11 protein-coding genes are annotated in these 12065 nt (G+C 29.3%); 4 read left to right on the forward strand and 7 right to left on the reverse strand.

Annotated features, from left to right (window positions below; genetic code table 11):
• Positions 1-139 precede the first annotated feature (139 nt).
• Together H3Z83_RS01555 and H3Z83_RS01560 are read left to right on the forward strand one after the other, a co-directional pair.
• The gene (locus H3Z83_RS01555) at positions 140-1501 is read left to right on the forward strand and encodes a hypothetical protein (RefSeq protein WP_182123722.1); all 1362 of its coding nucleotides are present in this window, start codon (positions 140-142) and stop codon (positions 1499-1501) included.
• Positions 1502-1665: 164 nt separating this feature from the next.
• Positions 1666-3492 carry a DEAD/DEAH box helicase gene (locus H3Z83_RS01560; protein WP_182123723.1) on the forward strand — a complete coding sequence of 609 codons (1827 nt, stop codon included), beginning with the start codon at positions 1666-1668 and terminating at the stop codon, positions 3490-3492.
• Positions 3493-3562: 70 nt separating this feature from the next.
• On the opposite strand, the gene H3Z83_RS01565 is transcribed toward H3Z83_RS01560, so the two are convergent.
• From H3Z83_RS01565 to H3Z83_RS01590, 6 genes are all read right to left on the reverse strand, one after another.
• Positions 3563-4402, reverse strand: coding sequence for a prohibitin family protein (locus H3Z83_RS01565; RefSeq protein WP_182123724.1), 840 nt, complete (start codon positions 4400-4402; stop codon positions 3563-3565).
• Between the two features lie 33 nt (positions 4403-4435).
• On the reverse strand, positions 4436-5335 hold the full coding sequence (locus tag H3Z83_RS01570) for a cation diffusion facilitator family transporter (RefSeq protein ID WP_182123725.1): 900 nt from the start codon (positions 5333-5335) through the stop codon (positions 4436-4438).
• Between the two features lie 68 nt (positions 5336-5403).
• Positions 5404-7557 (reverse strand): TonB-dependent receptor, encoded by a 2154-nt coding sequence (locus H3Z83_RS01575; protein WP_182123726.1) that lies wholly within the window; start codon positions 7555-7557, stop codon positions 5404-5406.
• Positions 7558-7666: 109 nt separating this feature from the next.
• The gene (locus H3Z83_RS01580; protein ID WP_182123727.1) at positions 7667-7999 is read right to left on the reverse strand and encodes a hypothetical protein; all 333 of its coding nucleotides are present in this window, start codon (positions 7997-7999) and stop codon (positions 7667-7669) included.
• Positions 8000-8026: 27 nt separating this feature from the next.
• Complete coding sequence (locus H3Z83_RS01585) at positions 8027-8419, reverse strand: acyl-CoA thioesterase (protein WP_182123728.1); 393 nt, start codon at positions 8417-8419, stop codon at positions 8027-8029.
• A gap of 66 nt (positions 8420-8485) precedes the next feature.
• A complete protein-coding gene (locus tag H3Z83_RS01590) occupies positions 8486-10507 on the reverse strand; it encodes a vWA domain-containing protein (protein ID WP_246337439.1) in 2022 nt (673 codons plus the stop codon).
• 131 nt (positions 10508-10638) lie between these two features.
• Here H3Z83_RS01590 and H3Z83_RS01595 point away from each other — a divergent pair, with 131 nt between their 5' ends.
• Positions 10639-10977: a hypothetical protein gene (locus H3Z83_RS01595; protein ID WP_182123729.1), complete on the forward strand. Its 339-nt coding sequence runs from the start codon at positions 10639-10641 to the stop codon at positions 10975-10977.
• Here H3Z83_RS01595 and H3Z83_RS01600 read toward each other — a convergent pair.
• Positions 10967-11365, reverse strand: a complete 399-nt coding sequence (locus H3Z83_RS01600) for a group III truncated hemoglobin (RefSeq protein WP_182123730.1) — start codon at positions 11363-11365, stop codon at positions 10967-10969. The two genes, H3Z83_RS01595 and H3Z83_RS01600, sit on opposite strands and share 11 nt — an antisense overlap.
• Positions 11366-11435: 70 nt before the next feature.
• Here H3Z83_RS01600 and H3Z83_RS01605 point away from each other — a divergent pair, with 70 nt between their 5' ends.
• Positions 11436-12032, forward strand: coding sequence for a Crp/Fnr family transcriptional regulator (locus H3Z83_RS01605; protein ID WP_182124365.1), 597 nt, complete (start codon positions 11436-11438; stop codon positions 12030-12032).
• The last annotated feature ends 33 nt before the right edge of the window (positions 12033-12065 follow it).

Here is a 12065-nt window from a genome sequence, read left to right on the forward strand (position 1 = left end):
GCTTAAAAAGAATTTGCAAGAAAATATTTAACATCTTACATTTGACGCTTTTAATTCTTTTAACAACGAATTAACAAGCATATTATAAAGAGATAGTTATTTTTGAACACTATATCTTTATTAAGGTAACAACAAGAACATGACTAGATTTTTAGTACCCCTTATTATTATACTATTTATTGGATGCAATAATTCCGATAAGCCAAAGTCTACTCATTTTGGAGGTAAAATTATTAATCCTAAATGTAGTTATGTAACCTTATCTGATAACTATAATTTTAACGATACTATATTTTTAAATAAAGACAATACTTTTATTGGTTCTTATAAAGATTTTAAAGAAGGATTATACATTTTTGAACATGGTCCTGAACATCAATATGTATATCTTGAACCTAACGACAGTCTTCTTTTTCGTTTAAATACTTGGGATTTTGATGAATCTTTGGTATTTAGTGGTACCAATGCAGCTCGTAATAATATATTAATTGAGGCTTTTTTAGAATCTGAATATGATGATAAAAAAATTGCTGGCTTCTATAAGCTTCCACAAAAAGAGTTTTTAAGTAAAATAAATTCTATAAAAAAACTGAAACAAAAAGCTATTGATAATTATAGAAATAGTACTGAAGATGAATCTGAAGAGTTTTTAAAGATATTAGACATTGCAATGCTTTATCCTGTTTATAGTAAACTAGAAGAGTATGCTTCTCATAATTTCTCAAAAAAAGAATCAGAAAAATTAGTAGATACTTATTTTGATTATAGAACAACAACCTATTCGAATAGAGATTCTTTAATGTTTTTTGGACCTTATTACCGTTTTATAATTGAAAAATTATATAATGATGTATATCAAAAAAATCTTGAGAATGGAAATTCTGATAATTTTACCATTGATTTATTAAAGAATATTGATTCTAAAATATCTTCAGAAGAAATAAAGAATAAATTACTGTACAACACACTTATTCGCCATTTCTTTAAAGAGCCTAAAAACACAACTGAAAGTAAAGCCTTTCATACTTTTTTTAAGTTGAATACTGATATTGACCAGAAAAAGAATGTTCAACGATTAATTAACGATCTTAAGTTATTATCAACTGGTGATGAATTACCTTCTTTTAATTTAGTTGATGCTACTGGTGAACTGAAAAATATTTCTCAAATTACAAAAGGTAAAAATTCAGTTCTTCTATTTAAGAATTACAAACAAGCTTCTGATGAATGGGTTTCTTCTCGTGTCAATTTCTTGATAAAGAACAATCCTCAAGTAGAATTTGTTATCGTTAATTTATGTGATTCATCTAAGAGATACACTAAAAATATTGACATTAAATATCAATATAAATTACCTAAACAAAGTAATGTTTGTGATTTCTCTTCAAGCAAATTTCCTAGAATGGTTTTGGTTGACAAAAACGGAATAATCCAAAATGGTTACACCAGCTTATCCGCAAAGGATATAAACCTACAAATCAACGAGTTAAAAAATAAATAACCCACTTTATTTATTTTAATGTATCTTTGCCCGATTTTATTTTCGTAATAAATAAAATTATAGATTATAACTACCAGATTATTAGTAACATAATCTATTGTCCAAAATAAGAATCAGGTTTACAGATACTGGCGTCTGTGAATCTAAATGAACACAGACGCAATATGTCAACATTTTTAGATTTAGGCTTAAAGGAGCCTATAAACAAAGCATTAACAGATTTAGGTTATGAAAAACCTACTGTAATTCAAGAAAAAGCAATTCCTCAAATTATTTCTTCTACTGAAGATTTAAAAGCATTTGCACAAACAGGAACAGGAAAAACTGCAGCATTCAGTTTACCTATTATCGAACAAATTAATAGTTCTGATAAAAATGTTCAAGCAATCATCTTATCTCCTACTCGTGAATTAGCTGTTCAAATAGGTAATAACATCAAAGAATTTTCTAAATACATACCAGATTTAAAAGTGGTAACTGTATATGGAGGTTCTAATATCGAAGAACAAATTAGAGGCTTAAAAAGAGGCGCTCAAATAGTAGTTGGAACTCCAGGTAGAACGGTAGATTTAATAAACCGTAGAGCTTTAAAATTAGGAAACGTACAATGGTTAGTTTTAGATGAGGCTGATGAAATGCTAAATATGGGGTTCAAAGAAGAACTTGATAAAGTATTAGATGCTACTCCAGAAACTAAACAAACTTTATTATTCTCAGCAACCTTTCCTAGAGAAGTAGAAGCAATTGCGAGAAACTATATGACAAATCCTGTTGAGATTACATCAGGAGAAAAAAACCAAGGGTCAGATAACGTAACTCACGAATATTATTTAGTTACTGAAAGAACTCGTTACCCTGCTTTAAAAAGAATAGCTGATGTAAATACAGATATTTACGCTATTATTTTCTGTAGAACACGTAGAGAAACTCAAGAAGTAGCTAATAACCTAATAAAAGATGGTTATAGTGCTGATGCTTTACATGGAGATTTATCTCAAGCACAAAGAGATAGTGTTATGGGTAAATTCCGTAAAAAAACTATCCAAATTTTAGTGGCAACTGATGTAGCTGCACGTGGTATTGATGTGACTGATTTAACACATGTTATCAATCATAAATTACCAGATCAAATAGAAAACTACAATCACCGTAGTGGTAGAACTGGTAGAGCTGGTAACAAAGGTATTTCTGCCGTATTAGTAAATAATAAAGAAAAAGGTAGGTTACGTGCTATAGAACGTATTATTAAAAAGAAGTTTGTAGCTACCAAAGTACCTACTGGTAAAGAAATTTGTCAAAATCAATTAATGCACTTAATTGATAAAGTTCAAAACATTGAAGTTAACAACGAACAAATTGAAGAGTTTTTACCTAGTATCTACGAAAAGTTAGAAGAGTTAACTCGTGAAGAGCTAATACAAAAATTCGTTTCTTTAGAATTTAATTCATTCTTAGAATATTATAATAAATCAGCAGATTTAAACGATTTATCATCTAGAGATAATTCAAGAGGAAGGTCTAACGATGAAAACATGACGCGTTTCTTTATCAATTTAGGAAGAAAGGACAAATTAAATCCTGCTTCATTAATTGGTTTAATCAACGATCAAAAAATTGCTGATAAGATTGAAATCGGAGCGATTGATATTTTAGATACTTTTTCTTTCTTTGAAATTGACAAGAACTTTGAAAAAGAAACATTAGATGCATTTAGCGCTAATGATCCTGATTTTAATGGTAGATCTGTAAATATTGAAATCACCAAATCTAACCGCGGCGGAGGTGGCGGTAGAGGCGGAAGAAAACCTCGTAGAAATGGCGGAGGCGGATTCAGCGGAAAAAGAAGAAGTGGTGGAAACGACAGAGGAGGATCTAGGGATTCTAACAGAAGCGATTCTAGAAGACGTAGTGATAGTGGATCTTCTCCTAGAAGAAGCAGTGGTAACAGTAATGCTTCTGCTGGATTTGGCAGAAAACGTAGAAGAGATTAAATTATCAATCTTATATAATAAAAAACCAGCTCAAATGAGCTGGTTTTTTATTTCCTAAACTTTTAGTAATCTATTGATTACCTAAAATAATTGGCATTCCGCTTTTTCCAGCACCAATTAATACTACTTTACTGTTAGGTGATTCAGATAGTTTTAAAGTAGCTTCAATACCTTTGTCTTGTAAAATTTTATCAGTTAAAGAAGCACTTAAAATTTTGTTTGCATCAGCTTTACCTTTTGCTTCAATAATTTGTTTTTCAGCTTCTTTTTGAGCAGTTACTAATCTAAACTCATATTCTAAAGACTCTTGCTCTTGTTTTAATTTACGCTCAATTGCCGACTTAATAGTTACAGGCAAAGTAACATCTCTAACTAATACTTCATTTAATTGAATATGTTGCTTATCTAAAATCTTTTTAGTTTCCTCAAAAATTTCAGTTTGAATTACGTCTCTTTTACTAGAATATAATTGCTCAGGAGTATAACGACCAACGACACTACGCGCTGCAGAACGAATAGCTGGCTGAATAACTCTTGACACATAATTTTCTCCTTTTTCTTGATGTAATAATCCTAAATTTTCTGATTGAGGTTGAAACCATGCAGAAGCTTCTAATTGAATTTCTAATCCGTTAGAAGATAATACTTGCATTTTTTCAAATATCTCTTGCTGACGTACTTCGTATACAAATACTTTATTCCAAGGTGCTACTATTTGAAACCCCTCTCCCATTGGCGGTTCATCAGTTACAACTCCTCCTCCAAATGTTTTATATAAAACACCTGCTTCACCAGATTTGATTGTTACTGTTGATTTTGCAAACATTATAATTACTAACACTGCAATAATTCCTAGTAAAATTCCACCCTTAGGTAATTGAAAATCTAATTGTTGTCTATTATTATTCATTTTTAATTTTAATTTTTCTTTTCAAATATACAATTAATCACAATCAAGATACTCACAATCTTCATCTATATGTTCAAACTCTAAGGTAACATGCTCTAAATGAAATTCATCATGTAATATTTTTCTGATAGATTTCTTCAAACCTAAAGTGGAAAGCATATTCAACTCTTCATCACTTAAAACTACATGTACTGTTAATATATTATACTCTCCATCCATAGACCATAAATGGCAATCGTGAACATTACTAATTTCATTAAACGACAACAACCTTTTTTCAATTTCTTCTATATTTACCTCTTTAGGCGTTCCTTGTAATAGGATTCGTAAACTTTCACTTACATTCTTATACACATTAAACAACACAAAACCAGCTATTAATAAAGAGAGAATTGGATCTAAGACTGGCACGTCCCAAAACTGCATTATTATACTGGCTACCAATACTGCAACCCAACCTAACACATCTTCTAACAAATGAAGCATTACTACTCGCTCGTTTATTGTTTTACCCTTTTTTAAGTTTAAAACTGCCGCACCATTTACAATTACTCCTAAAATTGCTATCCACATCATTCCTCTAGCATCTGCTTGCTCTGGATTGATAATTCTTGGAATTGCCTCTTTAATGATAAAAATAGAACCAATAATTAATACAATTGAATTCACTATAGCTCCCATTAATGAAAACCGACGATAACCATACGAAAACTTAGGGGTTGAACCTTTTCCTGATAATTTTTGAAAATACCATGACAAGCCCAACGTTAAACTATCACCTAAATCATGCAATGCATCAGACATAATTGCCAAACTATTAGTTAAAAAACCACCTATAAGTTCGATAATAGTAAAACTTAAATTCAAAAAAAACGCTGTACGAATGTTTTTTGTTGTATTGTGATGAGAATGGTGATTATGATTATGCCCCATGTTTTTGAATTAAGACTTTTAAATTACTAAAAAGATGCAAAAAAGAGGAGCATTGCTCCTCTTTTATTTTATAATTTAATTAATATTCCTGTATTAAAAATAAAACCATCAGTTGGCGCCCATATATCAGTAAAAGAAGGATTGTTATGTGGTGGCATTACCATAGATTGGTAATTCTGTTGCTTAGTATCAGTAAAATTCTCAAAGTTAGCATACAAACTAACCTTCCCAAAAGTACGCATTACCATAAAGCCCATAATCCAATAATTAGGCGTGGTTGTTAAGTCATTTCTTAATTGAGAACTCTTATAATATGCCTCGTAACCAATTCGCCATTTATCATGAACTTCATACATTAACACCCCTCCAACACTATGTTTAGGCGTTAATGCTTTTTGTGTGTTATTCAATTCAACATTATTATATGCGTAATTCGTAAATAATACAAAATCTTTGTACTTAAACTTTAAATTAGTTTCCGCTCCGTAACTATTTAAAGCATTTGTAGCATTTGCAAACTCATAATTTACTCCGTTTTGTTCTAATAAAAGTGAGTTTTTTAACTGTGTATAAAACACTAATTGATTAAATGACATTGAAACATTATCATTAAATATTTTAGTTTTATAATTCACATCTGCATTAAAACCTATAGAAGTTTCCGCTTTAAAATTGTTTACATTTATTGGTAATACATTTTGATAAGAACGAAGTTCGGCATCTTCAGTAAAAATAGTTGGTAATTTGTAACCTAAACCACCACCAACTCTACTTGAAACAGCTTCATTGTATTTAATAAACAATGATACTCTTGGTAATACAAAAGTTCCGTAATTGTTATTATAATCGGTTCTAAGTCCACTTTCTAAAGTCATGTTTTCACTAAACTTCCAATTATTTTGAGCAAAACCACCAACCGTAAATTGATTATAACTACGATCTAAATTTGTTGTTTTTTCTTCTTCAAAATTTTCGGTAATTATATTTCCACCAAATACCCAATCAGAGTTATCCTTATATAAATTATAGGTTCCTTCTGTAAAAGTTGCTATTTGATTTCCTTTAAACTGAAAATTAGATAGAATTAAATCACGTTTAAAATAACTTACACTGTTTTTTAAAGTCAATGATTTATTTTCAGAAATTTCTTTATTATAAGTTATTTGAGAAGCATAACGTTGTGATTTATTTTCTTCAAAGAAATTATGCTCTGTCGACATGTTATCGTTAATAACATCAATGTCTCCCCCTATTCTTTTTTCGACAGAAGCATTTAAACTCAACCTTATTTCTTCTTTTTCATTCGGATAATAGAAAAAAGACGGATTAAAACTAATACTCCTTACTTTTGGAATATCAGTAAAATGATCATCATTTACATCCGTTGCTTTTTGAAGATTACCAGAACCATATAATGTAAGTCCAAACTTATTAAAACGTTGACTATAAAAAGCATTTAATGTTGATCCGTTTCTTGATGTTTGATCGAACATAATACTTAAGTCTCTTTCTTCTTTCGGTTTTTTTGATACTAAATTTACCAAACCAGCTATAGCTCCACCTCCATATAAAGTAGATGAACTTCCCTTAATAATTTCTACTTGTTGCAAATCTAAAGGTGGAATTTGCATAATACTTAATCCACTAGAAAAACCACCGAATAATGGAAAACCATCTTTTAAAAGTTGAGTAAATCGACCATCTAATCCTTGTATTCTAATAGATTGGTTTGCTGAATTTGCAGAGGTTTGCTGCATTTGAATTCCGGTACTTTCACGCAGTAGCATAGCAATATTGACTGAATTCATAACTGCTTTTTCACCTAATTCCTCTGCTCCTACTACTTCTATTCTTGTTGGTATTTCTGCAATACTTCGTTTACTTCTAGTAGATTGAATTACTACTTCTTCTAACGATTCTTCGTCTTCATGTAACTCTATAACAATTTGAGGTTTTTGAGTTGGGAATTCAATTGTTTTTTCTAATGTTTCAAAACCTATAAATGAAATTACGAAAGTTTGTATTCCGTCAGGAATATTATTAATCGTTGCTAATCCGTCTAAATTTGTTTCGCTACCAATTGTAGTATTTTTTATAAATATTGAAGCCCCTGGCAATGGTTCCTTTTCATCAGAAATTACTTTTATAGTAATTGAATTTTGTGCTAATAAATTGATTGTGAATAACCCTAAAACAAAGGTTAAAACTATATTCTTTATCATTTTTAAATGATTTAATTAATTATAAAATGTTTGTTATTAGACATCTTTTAATTTAAAAAGATGCACTTTAAATAACCTTTTATTAAGGTTATAATTATTTAATAATTAATTAAACTTTAGGAGGCTGAAAAATAGCACCTAAATAAGAATTGTAGTATTTATTTTGATAAAAATTGATTTCTTCTTTGCCTTCTACAAAAGACAATAAATCGAAATTATAAGTAACTGGAAGAAACTCTAAGGATAAACTAATTACGGTGCAGTGATGATGATGGTCGGTATCTTTATCTTCATTAGAATCATTTTCATGATGAATATTTTCGTGTAACTCATCAATGTCAGAATGATTTTCAACATTATCATATACCACAATATCATTATGTGCTTGCATTGGTGGTGCAAGAACTAATAATGTTAATATAATGATAATAAGGTTTCTCATAATCAGTGCAAAGATAGTAGGTTAAATTTAATTTTTATTTAACCTGTCTTTAACGTATTCAACCTTAGTTTTTCCATGTGCTACAGGGTTACCATCTTCATCTAAACTTACCATAATAATCTTATCAATAGCGATAATAGTCTTTTGAGTAATCTTATTACGAACTTCACAATTTAGTGTAATCGATGATCTACCAAATTTTACAACTTCAATACCAATTTCTATAATATCTCCTTGTTTTGCTGAACTCACAAAATCTATTTCAGACATAAACTTGGTTACCGTTTTTGGTATTTCTAATTGAATAATGGCATATAAGGCTACCTCTTCATCAATCCATTGTAATAAACGACCTCCAAATAAAGTTCCATTTGGATTTAAATCTTCTGGTTTTACCCATTTTCGTGTGTGAAATTTCATACTTCTTTCTTTTACTACAAATTTCGGCAACTATTCCATTAAAAAAGACTAATCGTAATTACTTTTTTAAATTTTACCATAGTATTTTCTAATAAACCATTCTAGTGCTAATAAACCTACCGCTAGAAATAAAATCCATTTCCAATCTATTAAGTTTTGCTTTTTTATAATAGACTTCTGAACCGTATAAAAAGAGGTATCGTCAGATAGTTTTTTTAATAATTCTGTGATGTTATTTTTATAAAACAACTCTCCATTGGTTTTTAAAGCCAATGAATTTAACTTTTTAACATTCGCATTGGTAAATTGTTCTTCTATTTGATAATCGGTAATTTTAAACTTACCATAACTTTTTATATTCTGATTCGCTACAGAAACTTGGTAAGAATAATCACCAGAAGAAAGCCCTTCTACCGAAACCTGATATGAGTTATTAACCAAGGAGAACGGAAGTGTTTTTTGTTCTTTAGTAGCTGTATTTGTAATTTTTAATTGTAAAGAAGCCCTATTGTCAAACTGGTAGTTCTTATCTACATAGAATGCCGAAACTGTTATTGGTGCATTTGCAGGATATAAGCGTTCTGCCTTTACCTCTAACCTTTTTCGTTTTTTGTTTGAAGCCAAATACTGTGTTACATTTCCTAAAAACTTATCAAAACTCTCAAAAGATTGCTCCTTTGAATAACTGGCTGCACGCCATTTCCAAATACCTTCACCAAATAAAACTGCAAATTTTTGATTGTTACTTTCAATTGAAGTAAACAAAGGTTGCTGTGTTTCTACACCTGCATATTTTTGAAACAACAAGGTTTGCCCTTCTTTTTTTAACTGTATTTCTCCAAACTTATCACGTAGTGGAGGAAATTGATTAAAACCTAAATCTTCTTGTAAAAAGGTTAAAAAACTTGAATTATATATAGCACTATACTCTTCTGGTTGATTTATTGCCTGTTTTTGGATTCCTCCTAGCTGTTGAGAGTTTAAAAAACTCCAATCTGTTTTTGTTCCTGAAACCAATAAATAATTAGAGTTTATTTTTTCAAAAACCTTTTTAAAATAACTATTTGGCTGGTAAAAAACATAAAACTGATAATCAGAAAAGTTAATATCTTTATCATTAATCAAAGTAATATCAACCTTTCGTTGTTTGTTTGATTCAATCGACTTTTTAATAGCTCCCAAATCAGGGTGTAAAAAAGAGCTTAGCAATAAAACTTTAGTCTGTTCATCAATTACTTCTACCGAAAAACTTTTAGAGTTATTCTTAGTATTCTTTTCATTACTAATTTTACTTATTGAAGCTCTATAATATTGTAAACCTTTTTCATTAGAAACTAAACTTATCGTAACCGTTTGTGTTGGATTTGAAGGAGAAAACTGTAGGGTTTTAGAAAATACCTTCCTCCCGTCTTTCGTAATAGAAAAATTGGCATTTACAGTTGATTTACCTTGATAATACAATAATGCTTCTACAGGAAACTTGTTTTTTATATAACTGTAATTATTAATATTTAACTGTGATATTTGAATATCCTGATACTGAGTTGTGTCACCAATAACGATTGGATAAACTTTATTTTTTGTAGTTAAATATTCATAGTCATTTCCTTTTGTTTGATTACCATCACTAATTAAAATAGTTGTGTTAATTCGGTCTTTATTCAGCTCTGCAACAGCATCAATAGCTTGCGAAATATTAGTTTGAGTTTCAGAAAAAGAAAGACTATCTAATACTTTTGTTGTATTTCCAAAAGAAAATAATTCAACATTAAATTTTTCTTGAATATTACTATTCTTTTTAATCTCTTTTAAAATTGATGTTACTTGCTCCTCTTCATTAAAAAATTTAGTAGAAATTGAATTATCAACCAAAACAGATACTACTGGCTTTATATTTTCTGTCTCTAATGTTTCAACTTTTGGATTTATAAATAGCAAACACAATAAAAACAAACTCAAAGCTTTTAAAGCAAAAAGTAAAATATTGATTTTCGGATTTCTTTTAACCTTATAGAAATATTGAAAAAAAGCAATTGCAACACTAACTAAAACCGCTAAAACTATATATATGAGAGTTGATGTTTCCAAATAAGATATTTTATTCTGTGAAGATAAAAAAAGCTGTGAAATAAAGTAACAATAACTTCTTTTTCATTTATGATTTAAGTCATAAATTAATAAGTATTTGACTGATAACTTTGTAGTAAAATACAACAGGCATGAACACAGTACAACAATTAACAGTAAACAATACAACTAGTAAAACTTTAAATTTAAACTTTATAAGTGCTATAAATAAAAGAATTAAAGCAGAAGAAAAAAACGCCATTGGTCTTTCAGTAATTTTAATAATGGCAGGAACAATGATTGCTTCGGTTACAGCTGCATTAGCTGCTCATGGAGAAATTAATATGTTCTTTTTAATGTTTGCTTGCATTTCAGCAATGGGCGCAAATGCAATAGCAATAAGTCAACGTTCTTTTAAAACAATAGTTTGGGCATTTATAATCAATATTCTAGGAAATATACTATCGATTATTTATTTGCTTACACTTTAGGTTTAGCATCAAACATTTTAAAAAAGAGCATGGATGCAATATTTCGTGCTCTTTCTTTAGCTTCATGAGCTTTTGTACCATAAAAAAAAGAATCAATAGTTTCAAACCATAACTGGAGCCATCGACCAAAGTGTTCTTGAGAAATTTCATGATTAAAATTACGATCTACATCCTTATGTACTTTCATCGGATTTCCTTTAAACTTACGAACAAAGAAAAGATTGGTTTCCCAAAAGTCTGTTAGCTTTTGCAAGTGACTTTCCCAGGTTTCATCAGGAATCGTTTTTAAAAATATTGGACCAATAAAATCATCTGCTTTTATTTTATCATAAAAAGTAGATACTAATTTATAAACGTCCTCTCTATTTTCAATTTCTTTTTTATCCATCTTAAAAGCCAATATTAATAAGCAGCAAAAGTATATCTTTATACAATTGCAATTTATGACTTTAATCATAATGATACCTGAACAACTTTTACTTAGCTATAACGCACAATATAAAAACTATAAAAAAGGAGAAATTATTTTTTCTGAAAATCAAACTGCCCATAATTACTATCAAATTAATAGTGGTGTAGTAAAAATGAATAATTATAACGACGACGGAAAAGAATTTATCCAAGGTGTTTTTTACAAAGAACAAAGCTTTGGAGAGCCTCCATTATTTATTGATGTAAAATATCCTGCTAATGCTGAAACTATTTCTGAAAGCAAAATTTTGGTAATTTCTAAAGAGCAACTTTTTAAACTATTACATGAAAATCCAGAAATTCACTTAAAAATCACACAAAGTTTAGCTAAACGTTTATACTATAAAGCAATTATAGCTTCAGAAATATCAAGTCAAGAACCTTCACATAGAGTGCTTCGTTTTATTGATTATCTAAAAAATGATGTATATAAAATAGTTGGTGATTTTTCTTTTAGAGTCGACTATACGCGCCAGCAAATTGCAGATACTTTAGGTTTGCGTGTAGAAACTGTTATTAGAGTTATTAAATCTTTAGAAAAAGAAGGGGAACTTAAAATCATAAAGCGAAAAGTGTACCGTTAAAATTTCCTCAACTATATCAGTTAATTAAAGTAA

The sequence above is a fragment of the Tenacibaculum pelagium genome (assembly GCF_014062345.1).
GTDB classification, from domain to species: Bacteria; Bacteroidota; Bacteroidia; order Flavobacteriales; family Flavobacteriaceae; genus Polaribacter; species Polaribacter pelagius.